Source organism: Streptomyces corchorusii (genome assembly GCF_001514055.1).
Taxonomy (GTDB): Bacteria; Actinomycetota; Actinomycetes; order Streptomycetales; family Streptomycetaceae; genus Streptomyces; species Streptomyces olivaceoviridis.
The window spans coordinates 101,858-120,053 of sequence record NZ_KQ948367.1 but is presented as its reverse complement, the minus strand read 5'-3'; the positions used below and the strand labels follow the sequence as shown (position 1 = coordinate 120,053).

Genomic DNA, 18,196 nt, shown 5'->3' with positions numbered 1-18,196 from the left:
GGGGACGGCCGGGCGCATCAGGCCCGCACGGGCCGGGTCCGGGACCTCAGATACGGCTCAGAGTGTCGACCAGGTCGGCGGCGACCTGCCTGTCGATGGCCGCCGGCACCGCCTGTACGCCGGATTCGAGTGAGGGGCTGTGGCCGGTGGCGATCGCGGCGAGGCTGCGCGCCTGGAGGGTCAGACCGAGGTCCATGGCCTCGATCGGATTGCCCTTGGCCGCCGTCAGGTTGATCATCTTCGTGTCCGCGAGGATCACGATCTCGCGGCCGTCGCGCAGTCGGTGCACGGCGCGCTCCTGTCCGCTGGGCCCGGAGCGGTGTACGGAGACGGTGTGTTCGGCGAGCGCGTTCGCGTCCACTTCCCAGGGCATGTGTCCGACCCCGGCGACGACGGTGCCGTCCCGCAGCGCCCCGACCTCCGCGGCACCGATGACGCCGGGATGGCCGGTGGCCAGGAAGAGCAGTTGCGTGCGGGGCAGCAGGTCGACGAGTGCGCCGACCCGGTGGCCTGCCATCACGGCCTCCAGCGCACGGTAGGGGTCCGTGTCGGCGACCGTCACGCGGGCGCCGAGGCGGGCGAGCGTGTCCGCGACACCGCGTCCGCAGGGGCCGTAGCCGACGACGGTGGCACGGGCTCCCGGGATCATGAGGTTGGTGGCGTTCATGAAGCCCTGGACGACGCTCTGGCCGACACCGAACTCGTTCTCGACCAGCAGTTTGAGGCGGCTGTCATTGATGACGATCACGGGGAAGTCCGGCCGGCGGTCCCAGGAGCGGATGCGCAGGCCCCCGGTGGTCGTCTCCTCCGTGGCGCCGACGAGTCCGGGCAGGCCGCCACGGGCGAGGACACCCTCGATGAGATCGGCGCCGTTGTCGAGGATGAGGTCGGGCTGTGCGTCCAGGACGCGCGCGATGTTCTCGCGGTGCCGGGCGAGGTCGTCGGAGCGGTGGCCGACGACGGTGACGCCGTAGTCGCGCAGCGCGTCCGCGGTGTCCTCCTGCGTGGTGCCGGGAGACCCGGTGAGGACGATCTCGGCGCCGGCCTGGGCGAGGTAGCCGACCAGCACGGCGGTCTTGGGTTCGATGTGCAGGCAGATGCCGATGCGGCGGCCGGCGAACGCGGACGCGTGCGTCCGCATCGTGGCCGCCAGCATCGGCATGTGGCGGGCGGCCCACTGGGTGCCGTCGTGCGGGACCGGGCAGCGGGCAGGGGTGAGCTGGGACATGGCGAACTTCCTTGGCCGAGAGGGAGGGAGACAGGGCACCTCTGGTGCCGTGGAGCCGGGTCGAGGGCACACCTGTCCCCTCGACGCGGAGCCTCTTGTCAGCCGTAGAAATCGCTGCGGAAGGAGTGGTCACCGAAGATCCACAGGTGGCGGCTCGCCTGACTCGTGTTCATCGGTGACCTCCTCTCTGTGCGGGGCGACGTGGGGAAACTACTCCTCCGGGTGGGCAAGTTATTCGCATAACCCCATGCGGGCAAGAGGTGCCCGACAGGGAGCCCTCCCGAGCTCGGTGCCCCGGCGCCCCGCGGCCCGCTACGCGTCGGCGCCGTCGGGCACCAGGAGAACGGGGATGCCGCTGACGTGTGTCACGGCGTCGCTCACCCGGGGTGTGAACCAGGCGGTGAACATGTTCCGCTTGTGCGGGGTGATCACCAGCAGGTCCGCGCCGAGGTCCCGAACCGTCCCGGTGATGATGCCGGGCACCTCGCCGACCGTCCCTGCCGCGAGGTGTCCTTCGGAGCGGACTCCGGCGTCGGCGACCGACCTGACCGCGATGTCGAGGACCTGCTGCGCCGCACCGGTGTCCTCCAGGCGCACGACGGTCTGGTGCTCGATGTCCGTGACGGCGATGTGGAGCACGTGCACGACGCCGCCCGAGAGCTGCGCCAGACGGGTGGCCGTGCGCAGGGCGGCCGTGTCGCCCGCGCTGGAATCGACGGCGACCACGATGTTCTTGAACATGTGTCACTCCTTCGGGAGTCGAGGTGTTCTGGGAAGTTGCGATGTTCTGGGAGGAGAAGAGGCCGCGGCGCTCACGCGAGCGGCATGAGTCCGGCAGGGAACGATCGGCGCGCGGCCGGCGTCAGGGCGTGGCGACGGGGTTCGCACCGGTCGCGGTCGCCACGTCGGGGGTGGGGAAGTGTGGCAGCACCGTCTCGGCGAGTTCCCGGAGGACCTCCTCGACGGGACGGTCGCCGGGCCGCAGGTTGAAGGAGACGTGGTTGACGCCGAGCCTGCCCATCTCCCGCAGGTGGTCGACCAGGGCCTCGCGCCCGGTGCGCAGGCCGAGCCGGATCGCCGTCGCGGCGACGGCCGGGTCCTCGGTGAGGTCCAGTTGCATCGGGGTGAGGTACGGCTTGGGGGCCCCGGCGGTGAGCTGCTGCCACTCGCGGGTCTTCAGCCGCAGGGCGCCCAGGGGGCGGGGGTAGTTGAGGGAGGCGTCGGCGTTGCGCGAGATCCACTCCGCGGACTGCTGCGCGTGCCCCGCGATGGCGAGGGGAACGGTCCGGCCCGTCGGCTTGGGCAGCACATCGAGGTTGCGATCGGCGCCGAGTCCGATGTCGGGCAGGCTGATGCCCTGCCCGCTCGCACGGGTGGCCCAGGCCTCGCGCAGGATCTCCACGCCCTTGCGGAACGTGGCACCGCGAGCCTCGAAGTCCTCGCCGAACAGGGGGTACTCCACCGGCCGGTCGCCGCTGGCCAGCCCGAGAACGAACCGGCCGCCGGAGAGGACGTCCACGGTGGCCGCCGCCTTCGCGACGAGCAGCGGCTGCCGCAGCGGCAGCACGATGGCGCCGGTCCCGAGCACGGCCCGCTCGGTGACGGCTGCGAGGTGACCCAGGTGGGTGAAGGCCTCGAAGACGGAGCCGGCGTCGCCGAACTGCTCGGGGTCGTACAGGGGCACGTCCCGCACCCACAGGGCCGCGAAGCCCAGGGTGTCGGCGAGGCGCGCCAGTTCGGCGTGCCGGGTCAGGTCGGGGACGCCGAAGGGACGGCCGGCGGCCCGGTCGGCGCGCAGGCGCGTGTGGCCCCAGTCGTTGTCGAGGGGGAGCTCAAGGCCCAGGGTGGGCAGACCCGCGGGGTTCACGAGCCGCTCCAGGGCAGTGGGAGTCGGGGACATCGGAGGGACACCTTTCGAGGTCGGTACGGCGGCATGTGCGGGCGGGTCCGCCCGCCGCGTCGGCGCGGTCCGGGACGGTCCGTGCGGGACGGTGCCAAGTGCTCCGCCCGGGTCGGCCAAGGGGGACCAGGGTCTTTCGTTCGGATCAGCCCGGCATGATCCGAACGAGAGGCCCTAGTGGAGGGTGTCCGGGTGCGGACCGGTGCGCAGACCGCGGTCGAGGGCGGCGATCGCGGCCATCTCCTCGTCCGACAGCGTGAAGTCGAAGACGTCGAGGTTCTCACGCATGCGGGCGGGCGTCACGGACTTGGGGATGGCGATGGTGCCGAGCTGGAGGTGCCAGCGCAGGACGACCTGTGCGGGCGACTTGCCGTGCCGCGCGGCGATGGCGGTGATCGCCTCGTCACCGAGGACGGCACCCTGCGCCAGCGGACTCCACGCCTCGGTGGCGATACCGAGGTCGGCGTGCAGGGCGCGCAGCTCGCTCTGCTGGAGGCCGGGGTGCAGCTCGATCTGGTTGACCACCGGCACCAGGTCGGCGCCGTCCAGCAGCCGCTCCAGGTGCGCCGGCTGGAAGTTGGAGACGCCCGCGGCCCTGATCCGTCCGTCGGCGGCCAGCTTCTCGATGGCCTTCCATGACTCCCGGTACAGGTCACGGGCCGGGGTCGGCCAGTGGATCAGGTAGAGGTCCACGTAGTCCAGTCCCAGCCTCTCCAGGCCGGCGTCGAAGGCCTTGAGCGTGGCGTCGTACCCCTGGTCGGCGTTCCACAGCTTGGTCGTGACGAACAGGTCGCCGCGGGGGATGCCGGAGCCGGCGAGGGCCTTGCCGACCCCGGATTCGTTGCCGTAGATGGCGGCGGTGTCGATGGAGCGGTAGCCGGCCTCCAGAGCGGCCGAGACGGCCGCGGCCGTCTCGGCGTCGGGGACCTGGAAGACGCCGAAGCCGAGCTGGGGGATCTCGACGCCGTTGTGGAGCGTGACGGTGGGGACGGGGGTGGTCATGCGGGGAGTTCCTTGCGTGGTGACGGGTGGTGCCGGCAGGGCCCCTCCGGTGCGGTCGGAGTCCGCCCTGACCTGCCGTGGTGCGGGCCCGGCCGATCCGTGCCGGTGGTCGGGCGCCGGGTCGGCACTGCCGGCCGGGATGTCCTCGGGCGAGGGGTGTCCTCGGGCGAGGGGTGTCCTCGGGCGAGGGATGTCCTCAGGCGAGGGTGCCGAGTGCCGTGGCGGCGAACCCGTGGTCCTGCTCGGGGGTGCCGCCGCCGACACCGATCGCACCGATGAGGCGGCCGTCGCGGTGGACGGGCAGGCCGCCGGCGATGAACAGCAGTGGCCGGTCGAGGGCGGTGGGCAGGGTGTGGAACGGGCCGCCGGGCTTGACGAGGTCGACGAGGTCGGCGGTCGGGGCGTTGAGCTGGAGCGCGGTGTACGCCTTGCGGGTGCTGGTCTCCCCGGAGATCAGCACGGCGCGGTCGTCGCGGCGGAAGGCGATGAGGTGACCGCCGGCGTCGAGCACGGTGACGCTGACGGTGACCCCGGCCGCCCCCGCGGCACGGCGGACGGCGGTGATCAGGGCCTCCGCGTCCTGGGTGGTCAGGGGGGCGACGGTGGCGGGGGTGCTCATGGTGTGGTGCTCGCTTCGTTCGGGGTGTCGGGTCCGGTCCGGCCGGGTGGGGGGCGCGGTGGCCGGGTGGGTGGGGCGCGGTGGCCGGGTGGGGGGTCAGTGGCCGGCTGGGGGAATCAGTGGCCGGGGGGCAGTGGCCGGGTGGGTGGGGAGTCAGTGCCGGGGGGCTGGGGCCAGTGGCCGGGGCGTCAGTGGCCGATCGGGGTGCTGGTCCGCTGAGCCTGCGGGTGCGGGGCGCTGTCGGAGGCCCGGCGTGTACGGCGGTCGAGGAACGCCGCGAGGAAGGACAGCAGCAGGGCTGTGCCGGAGAGCAGGGCGCCGACCCAGTTCGGCGAGGTGTAGCCGAGGCCGGCCGCGATCACCACACCGCCGAGCCAGGCGGCCAGCGCGTTGCCGAGGTTGAAGGCGCCGATGTTGGCGGCCGAGGCCAGGGTCGGGGCGGCCGAGGCCTGGTCGAGGACCCACTTCTGCAACGGGGGCACCGTGGCGAAGCCGAGCGCGCCGATCAGGGTGAGCGTGATGGCGGCGAGGACCTTGTTGTGGGCGGTCGCGGTGAACAGCAGCAGTACCGCGGCCAGGGCCGCCAGGGTGGTGAAGAGCATCGGCATCAGGGCCCGGTCGGCGAACTTGCCGCCGAGCAGGTTGCCGAGGAACATGCCGACGCCGAACAGGACGAGCAGCCAGGTCACGGCGCCCTCTGTGTAGCCCGCCACCTGGGTCATCATCGGAGTGATGTAGGTGATGGCCGCGAAGACACCGCCGTAGCCGAGGACGGTCATCGCCATGGCGAGCCAGACCTGGACGTTCCTGAAGGCGGCGAATTCGGCACGGACGTTCCCGGCCCTGGGCTTGCCCTGCTCGGGGACGAGCTTGGCGACGCCGAGGAGTCCGACGGCGCCGAGGGCGGCGACGAGGGTGAAGGTGAGGCGCCAGCCGGCGACCTGTCCGATGTAGGTGCCGCCGGGGACGCCGACGATGTTGGCGATGGTCAGGCCCATGAACATCAGGGAGATGGCGGAGGCCTTCTTCTCGGGGGCGACCAGGTCGGCGGCGACCACGGAGCCGATGCCGAAGAACGCGCCGTGCGCGAGGGAGGCGATGACCCGGCCGATGAGCATGAGGCCGAAGCTCGGGGCGGCGGCCGAGAGGGCATTGCCCACGATGAACAGGCCCATGAGGAACATGAGCATCTTCTTGCGGGACACCCTGGTGCCGAGCACGGTGAGCAGCGGGGCACCGATGACGACGCCGAGCGCGTAGCCGGACACCAGCCAGCCGGCGGTGGGGATGCTGACACCGAAGTCGTCCGCGACCTGGGGCAGCACGCCCATGATCACGAATTCGGTGGTGCCGATCCCGAAGGCCCCGATGGCCAGGGCCAGGAGCGCGAGAGGCATGGGGAGAGACCTTCCGAGCGATTGCATGGAACGCTTACGTGCGACCACAATAGTTGCAGACGCTGCATATGCGCAAGCGCGGTGTGCCGGTGCTTGCAATAGAAGTTGTACGCAAGTATGCTGGCCCACGACTGGCCCGCCGCCGAAGGAGGCTCTTGTGACCGCCACCGCCCCAGCGCTCTCCGTCCTGGCTCAGGGCTGGTGCGCCCTCTCCCTGCTGCACGGCAAGATCGAGACACACCTCGAACGCGCCCTGGAAACCGGTCACGGTCTGAGCGCCCGCGAGTACGCGCTGCTCGACGTGCTCAGCCGGCAGCACGACGGAGACGGAGGGCACTTGCAGATGAAACAGGTCGCCGACGCCGTCGTCCTCAGCCAGAGCGCCACCACGCGCCTGGTCACCCGCCTGGAGGACCGCGGACTGCTGTCCCGCTACCTGTGCCCCACCGACCGCCGCGGGATCTACACCAACGTCACCGACGCCGGTACGGAACTGCTTGAGGCAGCGCGCCCCACTCACGACACCGCCCTGCGGGCGGCGCTCGCCGAAGCAGCTCAGGACGACAGGCTCGAACCGCTGGTCCGGGCGTTGCAGTCGTCGCCCACCCCGATCGCGGTCGCCGCCTGAAAGGAGCACGTCCGCCCATGAAAGCCATGGCACTGCGCCGGTACGGTCGTACCGAAGACCTCGAATGGACAGAGCTGCCGGACCCGAAAGTGGCACCCGGCGAAGTCCTCGTCCGTGTGAAGGCCGCCGGGGTCAACCCGGTCGACTGGAAGCTCGCCGAAGGGCGGCTCGACGCCGTCATGGAGACCGGATTCCCGCTGATTCCCGGCTGGGACGTGGCCGGCGTCGTCGAGCGAGTGGGATTCGACGTCACCGAGTTCGCCCCCGGCGACGAGGTCTACGGCTACATCCGCAAGGACTGGGCCCAGTTCGGCGCCTATGCCGAGCTGGTCTCCGCGCACGTGCGCCTGCTGGCCCCCAAGCCCGCCGCGCTCACCTGGGAGGAGGCCGCGGGCGTCCCCCTCGCGGGGCTCACCGCCTACCAGGCCGTTCGGCGCACCGGCCTCCAGCCGGGCGAGACGGTGCTGGTTCACGGCGCGGCCGGGGGTGTCGGCTCGTTCGGAGTCCAGATCGCCACCGCCCTCGGGGCGCGGGTCATCGCGACGGCGAGCGAGCGCAACCACGATTTCCTCCGTTCCCTGGGCGCCGTCCCCGTGGCCTACGGGGACGGCCTGCGTGAGCGTGTCCGTGAGCTGGCCCCCCAAGGGGTGGACGCCGCCGTGGACTTCGCCGGGCACGACGCGGTGGACGTCTCGCTCGACCTGCTCGACGACCCCGGACGGCTGGCCTCCGTCGTCGACCCGGAAGCCGCCGCCAAGGGCGGGCACTACGTATGGGTGCGGCCGGACCGGGCCGATCTCACCGCCCTGGCCGCCCTGGCCGACGACGGCCGGCTGACCGTCCATCTCGACCGCGTACTGCCCCTCCACGAGGCCGCGGAAGCGTGGCGCATCAGCCAGGGCGGTCACACCAGGGGAAAGCTCGTCCTGTCGGTCCCCGGGCGCTGAACGGCCCCGGCCCCTGTGCGAAGGAGCACGTCATGACCACACCCACCCCATCGGATCACCGTCGTCCGCAGGAGGTGTTCGCCGACCACGGTGCGCGTCTGGGGTCGGGAGATCTCGACCGCGTCGCCGCCAATTACGCCGAGGACGCCGTGTTCATCACACCGTCCGGCACCCTGCACGGCCGCGAAGGGGTCAAAGAGGCGATCGGCAAGCTGCTGGCCGATCTCCCGGATGCCGACTGGGACCTGAAGCCGCAGTTCGCGGGCGACGTACTGTTCCTCGAATGGTCCGCGGCCAGCCCGGCCGGGCGCCGCGTGGAAGACGGCGTCGACACCTTCGTCTTCCGCGACGGGCTCATCCAGGCGCAGACCGTCCGCTACACGCTGCTCGCTGATCGCTGAACGGCCCGGGAGCCGGTTACTGACCAGCGGTCCGGCGGCACCACGGACGGGCCGTACGGACATGGTGATGCCGTCAGCGAAAGAGCCGGCCGGCCGGTGGATGCCGGGGAACCGTCGGTCACGTGGTCCCCGGCGCGGTCGCCGCTCTCGTCCGTGCCGCACACCTCAGTCCACGGCCCGCCTACCTCTGCGCCGGCGTCACGGGAGAACCGGCCGCCGACGGCGCCGGGCCACGGGGCGACCGCGCAGGAGATGAAGGTCCCCGGACTCGGCATCAGCTCCCGGGCGGCCCTGCGCGACGCGCTCACCTCCCCGCGTCAGGCACGGGCTGGTGGAACACACCATCCTCGATCCTGCCCTTCAGCAGGCGTCCGAGCTCGGCGGAGAAGGTCAGCAGCCCGGTCAGCGGCCGGTGCTGGATGACGGCGCGGGTGATCCTGCCCGCGCCGTCGCGCACGAGGATGGTGGAGCCCAGCAGCTCGGTGCCGCCGAAGGCCGTTGCCTCCCACTCCAGGTAGGTGCGGTCGCCGTCGCGTGTCTCGTGGGTGAAGACGAGGGACTCGTACACCTTGCTCGCGGTCGCCATGACCAGAGCGACCTTCTCCCGTCCCCGGACCGGCCGGCGCAGTACGGACGCTTCCAGCAGGACGTCGGCGGCGAAGGCCTCGGCGAAGCCGTCCTCCTCCTGGGCGGCGAACGCCCGTGTCCACGAGCCGCCCTCCACTCCGGGTGCCGTGATCGCGTTCCGCGCCCCAGCCGTGCCACTCATCTCCCAGCCTCCTGACCTCGGGCTTGCCCACCCCTGTCGACGGACAGAGCCGAACCCGTTTCTCGTCTGGTGATCCTGCCAGTTGTCATGGCCGAAGGCGATAGCGAGAAAGAGTCAAAGGGTCTACGGTTATTACGACCGAGTTCTTCCGCGGTCCGACGAGAGGACGTACGCGCCATGAGTTCACGTCTGCACTACGAGGTGCTGGTCACGCCGGGCGCACCGCGGGCCGGGGCGAAGACCCTGCCGACGGGGGAGCCGATCGTGTCCTCCCCGGTGTCCACCGTCCTCGTGTACGGCGAGGAGGAGGCCGTGCTGATCGATCCGCCGTTCCTGGACTTCCAGATCGCGCAGGTGCGCGACTGGGTGGCCGCCTCGGGCAAGCGCGTGCGGTACGTCTTCTCCACCCACGGCCACGGCGATCACTGGTTCGGCACCGCGGCGCTGCTCCCCGGCTTCCCCGGGGCGCGGGTCCACGCGACGCCGGGAACGATCGAGGTCATGCACCAGCAGGCCGTCCAGGGGCGGGCGCGGATGTGGGACCTCGACTTCCCCGGCATGATCCCGCCGTCGCCGGTGCTGGCCGAGCCCGTCCCCGAGGAGGGGTTGCTGCTGGAGGGGGAGGAGCTGCGCGTCATCGACGTGGGTCACACGGACACGGACGCGACGTCCGTGCTGCACGTGCCCTCGATCGGCCTGGTGGTGGCGGGCGACGCCGTGTACAACGGCGTGCACCAGTACGTCCTCGAAGGCGCGGACGGCGGACTGCGGTCCTGGCTGTCGGCACTGGACACCATCGAAGGGCTCGCGCCCGCACATGTGGTCGCCGGCCACAAGAACGCGGAACTGCCCGACGACCCGGCCGCGATCGCGAGCACCCGGTCGTACCTGCGCGATGTCGTCCGGCTCCTGGAGCAGAAGCCGGACGCCCGTGACTTCTACGAGGAGATGCTGCGGCTGCACCCGGACCGCCTCAACCCAGGCCCGGTCTGGTACGGAGCCCTGGGACTGCTCGGTTCCTGAGCCGGAGAGGACGCATCCATGGACATCGACTCCCGCACGCTGGACGCGAAGTCGGCGTACAAGCTGCTGATCGGCAGCATCATTCCCCGGCCCATCGCATGGATCAGCACGCTGTCGGCGGATGGGGTGGGCAACCTGGCGCCCGTCTCGTTCTTCACCTGCGTCGGCCGCAAGCCGCCCAAGGTCTCCCTGTCCCTGCAGTCCAAGTCCGACGGCGTGACGCTCAAGGACAGCTTCCGCAACATCCGTGACACGGGGGAATTCGTCACGAACCTCGCGACACTGCCGCAGGTCCTGCCCATGCACCGCAGCGCTGCCGAGTTCGAGCCGGACGTGGACGAGTTCGACGCGGTGGACGTGGAGAAGGAGCCGTCCGCGCTCGTCGCTCCGCCACGTGTCAAGGGCGCGCCCATCGCCCTCGAATGCACGGTCGACCGGATCTTCTCCTCGCCCGACGGCCTCGACCACGTGGTGTGGGGCGAGGTGGTGAACTTCCACGTGCGTGACGACATCCACGTCAACGGACGCATCGACTTCGGCGCCCTCGCGCCCGTCGGGCGTCTGGCGGCCGAGTACACCGTGGTGGACAACGCCTTCGTCCCCCCGCTGGCCGAGGAGGTCCTGAGGGAGCGGTCGGGGCGCCGGATGAGGCGGATCGACGGCAGGGGCGAAGAGTACTCGGCCGTGGAGAGCGCCGGCTGGTCGCCTTCGGGAGCGGTTGCCGAATGAGTGCGGTGTCGCCGGCGGAAGACGAACGGAACGGAGACGACATGCCCCGGCAGCGGACCGTGTCCGTCCCCGCCGAGGGCGGGATCTCGCTGGACGGCGTCCTGTACGTGCCCGAGGGCGAGGGGCCGCACCCGGCGGTCACGATGGCGCACGGCTTCGGGGGCACCTTCGAACAGGGCCTGCGCCCCTTCGCCGAGCTCTTCGCGGCCCGCGGGTTCGCCGTCCTGCTCCACGACCACCGCGGCTTCGGCCGGAGCGGCGGAGAGCCGCGGCACGACGTCGACCCGTGGCGGCAGATCGCCGACTGGCGCCGGGTCATCAGCTTCCTGGAGGCCCAGCCCGAAGTGGACGGCGAGCGCATCGGCCTGTGGGGGACCAGTTACGCCGGCGGCCACGCGCTGGTGCTCGGCGCCACCGACCGGAGGCTCAGGGCGGTGGTGGCGCAGGTTCCGACCATCAGCGGTTACGAGCAGGGACTGCGCCGCGTCCCTCCTGACGAGGTCGCGGCCGTGGAGGAGGTCTTCGCCGAGGACGAGCGCGCGCAGGCGAGGGGGGACGCGCCGCGGCGGCAGAAGATCGTGAGCGACGACCCGGACGAGCCCGCCTCGTACCACATGCCGGACGCCGTCGGCTTCTACCTGGCGGAACGGCCCGGGAACGTGTGGCGCAACGAGATCACCGTGCGCTCCAACCGGGCGGCGCGCATGTACGAACCCGGTGTCTGGGCGCCCCGGGTGTCGCCCACGCCCCTCCTCATGGTCGTGGCCGGGAAGGACACCGTGACGCTCACCGACCAGGCGCTCGCGGCCTACGAACGCGCGCTGGAACCCAAGCGGCTCGTCCTCGTCCCGGGTGGTCACTTCGACGCCTACACCAGAGGGTTCGACCTCGCGGGCGGCGCCGCCGCGGACTGGTTCGAGACACATCTCAAGCACGTCCCGTGAGGACCGGGAAGCCGGCTGCGACGGCTGTCGGCGAGCCGGTACAGTCTGGGCGGATTTCCCGGAAGAGGGGTGCGGGTGACGGCCGGCCGTCACCCGCGGTGCGAGGAGACGGTTGATTCCCATGGAAGCCATCTGGCAGGCGACCGAGCGGTACGGCCTCGCGTCGGCTCCCGGTGCCCTGGCCCTGGTCCAGGACCTGCTGAACACCGTGTCCGCCGGCCGCCCGCGCGAGGCCGACCTGCTGGCGGACGTGTCCCTCGCCCAGGGCTGGCTGGACGCGGCCCGGGACGCCTGGACGGCCACCACGGGCCGAGCGGTCCCCGAGGTGCGCCTGGAGGAAGAGGACGTCGTCCGGCTGCGCGATGTGCGGCGGGCGGTGCGCGACAGCATGACGCCGCCGGGCGGGAGCACGGAGCGGCCCGGTGAGGACTCCCCTGTCCCGGTGCTGGAGACGGCGACTGTCGCGCTGGAGTTCGCCGCCGACGGAACGGTCACCGCCGCACCGCGCGGCGGAGGCTCCGGATATCTCGTCGCGATGCTGCTCCTGGCCCTGTGGCAGGCCCAGTCGGACGGGGAGCGACGGCGCCTGAAGCTGTGCCGCAACCCGCGGTGCTCCGTCGCCTTCTACGACCGTTCCCGCAACAACAGCGGGGTCTGGCACGACGTGCGCACCTGCGGCAACGCGGCGAACCTGCGCGCCTTCCGGGCACGGGCGAGCACCACCGGCGCCGACCGGACCTGACGCCGTCGGACCGCCCGGCGCGCCCGGTCCCGCCGCCCGGAGCCGAACCGGGCCCGGCCTCCTGCGCGCCGCCCGTCGCCGGGCGGTCACCGCGCTTGCCGTTGGTCGAGTGCGGCCAGGGCGTCACGCAGCGCCGCGCGGGAGGTGATGCCGAGTTTCGGGAAGACCCGGTACAGGTGGGCCCCGGCCGTGCGCGGGGAGATGTTGAGCCTGCGTCCGATCTCCTTGTTCGACAGCCCGCCGGCCGCCAGTTCGGCGATCCGGCGTTCCTGCGCGCTCATCGGCACGGCCGCCCCGCCCTCCGGTACCGGGACACCGACGCCGGCGGCGCGCAGCTCTTCGCGCGCCCGCTTCGCCCACAACGGCGCCTTGAGACGGTGCTCGAACAGGTCCAGGGCCACGCCGAGGTGGACGCGGGAAGCGGTGTAGTCCCGGCGCCGGCGCAACCATTCGCCGTAGAGGAGACGGAGCCGTGCGTACTCATAGGCCCACAGGGACGCGTCCGGTACGGCGAGCGCGGCCTCGTAGAGCTCTCCGGCGTCCTCGTCCGCCGCGGCGACCGCGGCGGCCACCGCGAGGATGATCTCGTGGTGCGGCGATATGGCACCGAGACGGGCTTGCCGGCCTGCCTCGACGTGGGCCCGCGCGTCGGCGGTCCGCCCGGTGCGCACCGCCGACTCCACCAGGTCGAGGAAGACCCGCTGCACGTGCGGGTAGTAGGCGGGGAGCTGACCGGGCGGGGTCAGCGACACCGCCTGCTGGTAGGCCTCTTCGAAGTCGCCGCGGCCCATGGCGGTGGTGACGCGGGTTTCGGCGACCGCCGCCAGCAGCAGCCGGACCCTTCTCGGCCCCGCCCACGCGGTGATGGCGTCGCCGTGCCTGCGCAGCGCCTCCTCGTCACCCCGTCCGGCGGCCACGGAGGCCAGTCCGTAGGTGAACATCATGTGGGTGAAGTTGTATTCGTGCTCCGCGGCATCGCCGGTTCCCTCGGTGGCGATGACCAGGGTGGTGTCCCAGTCACCCCTCATGAACGCGTCGTGGGCGCGGGCGAGCAGCACGAACCGCTGGCTGTCGTAGGCCGCCTGGCCCACGAAGTCCCGCCACACGTTGTCGTAGTAGCTGAAGGCGTCGAGGTACAGAGCGGTGTAGATCAGCCAGTTGACCCGCCAGAACGGTGTGTGCGGTGACAGCGCGGCCGTCGCACGGTCGAGCCGTTCCCGCACGTCATGCGCCGTGCGTGCCGGATCGGCGACGCAGTCGAAACACATGCGCGCGATGTCTGACACCCGGTCAAGCACCCGCTCCACGGGGGGCCACAGGTCCGGACGGTTCGCCCACACGGCCGAGTTGAGCAGTACGTAGAAGGCGTCGTCGTAGGCGGCCAGATCGTCGGGACGGGTGCTGTAGGGCGCCTCGTTCAGCGCGGGCAGCAACGTGTGGAACACCGCGTCGACGTCGCCGTCCCGGTGGAACAGCACGTAGGCGGCGGCAGCCGCGCCTCGCAGGGTTTCCGCCGACCCGGCGGTGACCAGTTCGCTGGCCGTCGCCAGCTGACCGCTGACGCCGGCGGCGAACGCCGCTTCGTCCAGCCGCCGGGCCCGAGCCTTCCCGTCGGGGCTGAGCTCGGCCGCCCGGCGGAAGGCCGCCGCGGCCTCGGTGGCACCGCCGCGGGCCAGAGCCCGCTGGGCGGCCCGGGTGAGCTCCAGCGCGACCGCTTCGTCGGGGCCCTCCGCGGCGTGGGCCAGGTGCCAGGCACGACGTTCGGACGTGTCGTCCATGACCGCGGCCAGGGCCCGGTGCGCGGCCTTGCGCCGCCCGCTCGGCGACATGTGCACCAGGCAGGACCGTGCCATGGGGTGGCGGAAGGACACACGGTCCTCCATGTGGTCGATCCGCAGCAGTCCGCTGCGCTCGCCGTCCTCAAGGAGGGTGTCGTCCCACGGTTCGCCGGCGGCGCGCAGCGCCGCCCGGATCTGCCGCACATTGCCCCTGCGCTGCCCGTCCAGCGCGACCAGCAGCAGGAAGAAGCGCGTGGCCGGGGTGAGGAGCAGCACCCGGTCGGCGAACACGCTCTCCAGGCGTGAGCTGAGCGGAAGGTTGGCCGGGAGCGGCTCACGGCCCTGGCGTTGTGCCGGCTTGAGTTGTTCCGGCAGCTCTATCAGCGCCAGCGGGTTTCCCTCGGCCTCGTCGAGGATCCGCTGCCGGGCGGACTCCGCGAGGCCGGGATGGCTCCGTTCGAGCAACATCCGCGCGTCCTGGGGCTTGAGCGGGGGCACGGCGAGCACAGGCAGCCCGGTGGGGTCGACGAAGCCGCTCCACCCACTGCGGGCCGCCATGACGAACGCGACCCGGCAGCCGCCCAGTCGGCGGGCCACGAACATCAGGACCTCGGCGCTGGACCGGTCGATCCAGTGGACGTCGTCCACCACGACGCACAGGGGCTCTCTTCCGGCCGCCGCCTGCAACAGAGCCAGGGCCGCCGCGGAGATCGCGAAGCGGCCGGGTGCGGAGCCCTGGCGGATGGACAGCGCCTGTTCCAGCACTCCGGCCTGGAAGGCGGGGATGCCGGGCAACTGGTCCAGCAGCGGGTACAGGAGCTGGTGCAGGGCGGAGAAGGCGAGGTCCTCTTCCGCCTCCACACCGACCACCCGCAGCACGTGCGCTCCGTTGGCCCGTGCGGCGGTCGCCACGGCGTCCAGCAGCACGGTCTTCCCGACCCCCGGGTCGCCCAGCAGCAGCAGCGCCTCGCCCTCGGCCTTCCCCGCGTCCAGGACCGCTTCGAGAGCACGCAGTTCGGACGTGCGACCCACCAGCGACACAACTCCTCCAACGCCGGCGCGCCACGTGCGCTCCGCCGGCAGGGGAATCCTCGCAAACCGGGGGCCGCGCACGCATCGGTCACCTGACTGGTTTCGAGCACGGAGCCCGGTGACGGAGCGCTCAGCGCAGGAACGCCAGCACGTCCCGCGCGAACTCGGTGTGGTGCTGGAAGAGGAAACCGTGACCCGAGTCCGGGTAGGTCTTCAGCCGGGCGTCCGGCAGCAGCCCCGCCAGCAGGCGGGACGTCGCCGGCGGCACCACCAGGTCGCTGTCGCCCCCGGCCACGAACACGGGGTTGCCGATGGCCACGAGCCGTGGGAGGGCCGCGTGGTCGGGGACGCCCCACTCGACCACGGCCTCGTACTGTGCCGCTCGGGCCGCCGCGGTGACCGGGAGGTCCCTGCCTCGCTCGCGTTCCATGTAACGGCCGACGAACTCCAGGCCGCCGCGCTGGCTCGTCGCGGTGTGGTGGAAGAAGACGTAGAGGTAGTCCTGGATGCCGAGCCGCTCGGAACTGACGTGGTCCAGTACGTCGTCCGGGTAACCGTGGATGCCGGGGCCGCCCCTGGGGGCGGTGGCGGCGAGCACCAGGCGGCGGACCGTGCGAGGGCGGAGCAGGGCCAGCTCCTGTGCGGTGAAGCCGCCCATCGAATACCCCAGCACGTCCGCCTGCGGCAGCCCGAGCGCCGTCAGGAAGGCGAGCGTGTCCACGGCCAGGTCCCGGACGGTGCGGCACGCCTGACCGGTGCTGAGGCCCACTCCCGCGTTGTCGAAGGTGATGACGTCGCGTTCGGCGGCCAGGGCATCGACGAGCGCCGGGTCCCAGCTGTCCAGCGTGCCCCGGAAGTGCTGGAGCAGCAGGAGCGGCGGGGAGCCGGTGGGGCCGCAGCGGCGGTACGCGTACCGCACGCCGTTGGCCGCATCGACCACCTGGTTGGGGGCGTCGACGTACATGGGGTTCCTCATCATGGGGTGCGAAGACCACGGACGCCGTCGAGTCTGCCGCCCTGAGCCGTCGTCGCCATAGGGCATTTGACCGTAGGCCGCCCGGCGCCGGCATCGGCATCGGCATCGGCGGGGAGGGCCCCGCGTGCCGCACCGAAGGCGCGGGGACCGCCGGACGGGCCCGCCCCCTATGCCCTGTCGTCGAACTCCCGTCTGCCGCGCGACGCCATGCGCGGCGGACGGGAGTCTGGCGGGGGCTGTGGTGGGGGCGGCTGGAGCGATCACGCATCCCGGTCGCGCCCAGTTGCCGGTAGCGGCTCGCCCAGCGGGTGGCGGTGGTGTGGCTGACAGACACGAGGGCCTCCTGGCGGTCGGTGCAGACTTCGCAATCCACACCGAACCCAGAAGGCCCTCACCTCTTCAAGCACCCAGCACGCATGTCACCAACGTCCCGGGACAGCACGCCTAGGCGATCTCGTCGACGTGGTCCTCCACCCAGGTCCGCAGCTGGGCGAGCGGCTGGGCCACGCTGCGGCCCAGGTCCGTGAGCGCGTATTCCACGTGCAGGGGCACCGCGGGGTAGATGGTCCGGTCCACGAACCCCTTCTCCTCCAGGCGGCGGAGCGTGGAGGTGAGCACCTTGGGGCTGACGCCCTCCAGGCGCCGCTGTAGCGCCCCGAAGCGCTGCGGTCCCTCCTCCATCGCCCCGATCGCCAGCGCCGACCACTTGTTGGCCAGCAGGTCCAGCACCTCGCGGCAGGGGCACTGGGCCGCGTAGACGTCGTGGTGGTCGTGTCGTTCGGATGCGCATGTCGTCGCCAACGGTCGCGTCCCTCCGCTCGTGGATCGGCCTCTACCAGGTCACTTCCCAAAGGGAAGTAGGTTCCGTTGAAAGTTACTACCTCCCCCGGGCTACGTTATCGCCGCAGCCAGCCCCTACGGCACCAACAGGAGCGAGAGATGAGTGAGATCCCCACCACCATGCCGGCGGTCGCCTACCGCAAGAGCCTTCCCGTGGACGACACGGAGAGCCTGGTCGACGTCACGCTGCCGGTGCCGCGGCCCGGCTCCCGCGACCTGCTCGTACGGGTGGAGGCCGTCGCGGTCAACCCGGTGGACTACAAGGTGCGGCAGAACAACGACCCGGGCGGCGAGCCCAAGGTCCTCGGGTGGGACGCCGCGGGTACGGTCGTCGCCGTCGGCGACGAGGTGGAGGCGTTCGAGGTCGGCGACGAGGTCTTCTACGCCGGAGCCATCGACCGGCCCGGTGCCAACGCCCTCTTCCACACCGTGGACGAGCGCATCGTCGGCCACAAGCCGGCCACCCTCTCCTTCGCCGAGGCGGCGGCCCTGCCGCTGACGTCGCTCACCGCGTGGGAGGGCCTCTTCGAGCACCTCGGCCTGCGCGAGGGCGCCCTGGAGAAGACCGGCACCCTGCTGGTCACCGCCGCCGCGGGCGGTGTCGGTGCCATGGTGGCCCAGCTGGCGCGCGCCCTGACCAGCCTGACGGTGATCGGTACCGCCTCCCGCCCGGAGACCGCCGAGTTCGCCCGCCGCATGGGGGTGTCCCATGTCGTCGATCACCGCAGGCCCCTGCCCCCGCAGGTGGCCGAGGTGGCACCGGGCGGGGTGGACTTCGTCTTCAGCACCGCCGGCACGGACCGGAACCTCGCCGCCTACGCGGACATCCTCAAGCCGCTCGGACGGCTCGTCGCCATCGACGACTTCGGCCCCGTCGAGATCGGCGTGCTCAAGTCCAAGAGCATTTCGTTCCACTGGGAGTTCATGTTCACCCGCTCGCTCCACCAGACGCCCGACCAGGCGGTGCAGCGGCACATCCTCGACCAGGTCGCCCGCCTGGTCGACGCGGGAATCCTCACCACCACCGCCACCACCGACCTCGGCACGATCAACGCCGAGCACCTGCGCGAGGCGCACCGCGTCCTGGAATCGGGCAAGGCCATCGGCAAGATCACGATGACCGGCTTCTGAGCACGATCCCGCACGGCCGGCCCACCGGGCTCCGTCTGGGCGGAACGGCAACGGGGTCGTCCGGCAGAGCGGCCGGCGGGCGCCGTCCCCAGCGGCACAGCGGCCGGGCG

At 71.7% G+C, this 18,196-nt stretch carries 18 protein-coding genes and 1 pseudogene; 8 read left to right on the top strand and 11 right to left on the bottom strand.

The window, feature by feature from the left end:
- Window positions 1-46: 46 nt before the first annotated feature.
- The 6 genes from AQJ11_RS35160 to AQJ11_RS35135 form a co-directional block, all read right to left on the bottom strand.
- Complete coding sequence (locus tag AQJ11_RS35160; RefSeq protein ID WP_059265946.1) at window positions 47-1,228, bottom strand: adenosylhomocysteinase; 1,182 nt, start codon at window positions 1,226-1,228, stop codon at window positions 47-49.
- A gap of 312 nt (window positions 1,229-1,540) precedes the next feature.
- A complete protein-coding gene (locus AQJ11_RS35155; protein ID WP_058084996.1) occupies window positions 1,541-1,969 on the bottom strand; it encodes a universal stress protein in 429 nt (142 codons plus the stop codon).
- Window positions 1,970-2,090: 121 nt separating this feature from the next.
- Window positions 2,091-3,128 (bottom strand): LLM class oxidoreductase, encoded by a 1,038-nt coding sequence (locus tag AQJ11_RS35150; protein WP_059265945.1) that lies wholly within the window; start codon window positions 3,126-3,128, stop codon window positions 2,091-2,093.
- A gap of 174 nt (window positions 3,129-3,302) precedes the next feature.
- Complete coding sequence (locus tag AQJ11_RS35145) at window positions 3,303-4,130, bottom strand: aldo/keto reductase (RefSeq protein ID WP_059265944.1); 828 nt, start codon at window positions 4,128-4,130, stop codon at window positions 3,303-3,305.
- Between the two features lie 196 nt (window positions 4,131-4,326).
- On the bottom strand, window positions 4,327-4,749 hold the full coding sequence (locus tag AQJ11_RS35140; RefSeq protein WP_059265943.1) for a GlcG/HbpS family heme-binding protein: 423 nt from the start codon (window positions 4,747-4,749) through the stop codon (window positions 4,327-4,329).
- 188 nt (window positions 4,750-4,937) lie between these two features.
- Window positions 4,938-6,146: an MFS transporter gene (locus AQJ11_RS35135; protein ID WP_059265942.1), complete on the bottom strand. Its 1,209-nt coding sequence runs from the start codon at window positions 6,144-6,146 to the stop codon at window positions 4,938-4,940.
- A 157-nt stretch (window positions 6,147-6,303) separates the two neighbouring features.
- Here AQJ11_RS35135 and AQJ11_RS35130 point away from each other — a divergent pair, with 157 nt between their 5' ends.
- The 3 genes from AQJ11_RS35130 to AQJ11_RS35120 are packed head-to-tail and all read left to right on the top strand — an operon-like array spanning window position 6,304 to window position 8,122.
- Complete coding sequence (locus tag AQJ11_RS35130) at window positions 6,304-6,774, top strand: MarR family winged helix-turn-helix transcriptional regulator (RefSeq protein ID WP_014669489.1); 471 nt, start codon at window positions 6,304-6,306, stop codon at window positions 6,772-6,774.
- A gap of 17 nt (window positions 6,775-6,791) precedes the next feature.
- Window positions 6,792-7,721 carry an NADP-dependent oxidoreductase gene (locus AQJ11_RS35125; protein ID WP_058084991.1) on the top strand — a complete coding sequence of 310 codons (930 nt, stop codon included), beginning with the start codon at window positions 6,792-6,794 and terminating at the stop codon, window positions 7,719-7,721.
- Window positions 7,722-7,753: 32 nt separating this feature from the next.
- On the top strand, window positions 7,754-8,122 hold the full coding sequence (locus tag AQJ11_RS35120) for a nuclear transport factor 2 family protein (protein ID WP_058084990.1): 369 nt from the start codon (window positions 7,754-7,756) through the stop codon (window positions 8,120-8,122).
- A 304-nt stretch (window positions 8,123-8,426) separates the two neighbouring features.
- Here the strand turns inward: AQJ11_RS35120 and AQJ11_RS35115 are convergent, their stop codons facing one another.
- On the bottom strand, window positions 8,427-8,891 hold the full coding sequence (locus tag AQJ11_RS35115) for a nuclear transport factor 2-like protein (protein ID WP_014669486.1): 465 nt from the start codon (window positions 8,889-8,891) through the stop codon (window positions 8,427-8,429).
- A 177-nt stretch (window positions 8,892-9,068) separates the two neighbouring features.
- On the opposite strand from AQJ11_RS35115, the gene AQJ11_RS35110 reads away from it, so the two are divergent.
- From AQJ11_RS35110 to AQJ11_RS35095, 4 genes are all read left to right on the top strand, one after another.
- Entirely contained in the window at window positions 9,069-9,914 is an 846-nt protein-coding gene (locus AQJ11_RS35110) for an MBL fold metallo-hydrolase (protein WP_014669485.1), read from the top strand.
- An 18-nt stretch (window positions 9,915-9,932) separates the two neighbouring features.
- Window positions 9,933-10,643, top strand: a complete 711-nt coding sequence (locus AQJ11_RS35105) for a flavin reductase family protein (RefSeq protein WP_058084988.1) — start codon at window positions 9,933-9,935, stop codon at window positions 10,641-10,643.
- A gap of 41 nt (window positions 10,644-10,684) precedes the next feature.
- Window positions 10,685-11,587 (top strand): alpha/beta hydrolase, encoded by a 903-nt coding sequence (locus AQJ11_RS35100; protein WP_059266007.1) that lies wholly within the window; start codon window positions 10,685-10,687, stop codon window positions 11,585-11,587.
- A 121-nt stretch (window positions 11,588-11,708) separates the two neighbouring features.
- On the top strand, window positions 11,709-12,329 hold the full coding sequence (locus AQJ11_RS35095) for a CGNR zinc finger domain-containing protein (protein WP_014669482.1): 621 nt from the start codon (window positions 11,709-11,711) through the stop codon (window positions 12,327-12,329).
- Between the two features lie 86 nt (window positions 12,330-12,415).
- Here the strand turns inward: AQJ11_RS35095 and AQJ11_RS35090 are convergent, their stop codons facing one another.
- The 4 genes and pseudogenes from AQJ11_RS35090 to AQJ11_RS35080 all read right to left on the bottom strand — a co-directional run bounded on the left by AQJ11_RS35090 (window position 12,416) and on the right by AQJ11_RS35080 (window position 16,916).
- Complete coding sequence (locus tag AQJ11_RS35090) at window positions 12,416-15,139, bottom strand: AAA family ATPase (RefSeq protein ID WP_059266006.1); 2,724 nt, start codon at window positions 15,137-15,139, stop codon at window positions 12,416-12,418.
- 130 nt (window positions 15,140-15,269) lie between these two features.
- Window positions 15,270-16,103: an alpha/beta fold hydrolase gene (locus AQJ11_RS35085; protein WP_014669480.1), complete on the bottom strand. Its 834-nt coding sequence runs from the start codon at window positions 16,101-16,103 to the stop codon at window positions 15,270-15,272.
- Between the two features lie 226 nt (window positions 16,104-16,329).
- Window positions 16,330-16,443 (bottom strand): annotated as a pseudogene (locus AQJ11_RS48640) (leucine zipper domain-containing protein); the annotation flags it as partial.
- A gap of 116 nt (window positions 16,444-16,559) precedes the next feature.
- Window positions 16,560-16,916 (bottom strand): winged helix-turn-helix transcriptional regulator, encoded by a 357-nt coding sequence (locus AQJ11_RS35080; protein ID WP_014669479.1) that lies wholly within the window; start codon window positions 16,914-16,916, stop codon window positions 16,560-16,562.
- A gap of 138 nt (window positions 16,917-17,054) precedes the next feature.
- On the opposite strand from AQJ11_RS35080, the gene AQJ11_RS35075 reads away from it, so the two are divergent.
- Window positions 17,055-18,086 carry a zinc-binding alcohol dehydrogenase family protein gene (locus AQJ11_RS35075; protein ID WP_014669478.1) on the top strand — a complete coding sequence of 344 codons (1,032 nt, stop codon included), beginning with the start codon at window positions 17,055-17,057 and terminating at the stop codon, window positions 18,084-18,086.
- The last annotated feature ends 110 nt before the right edge of the window (window positions 18,087-18,196 follow it).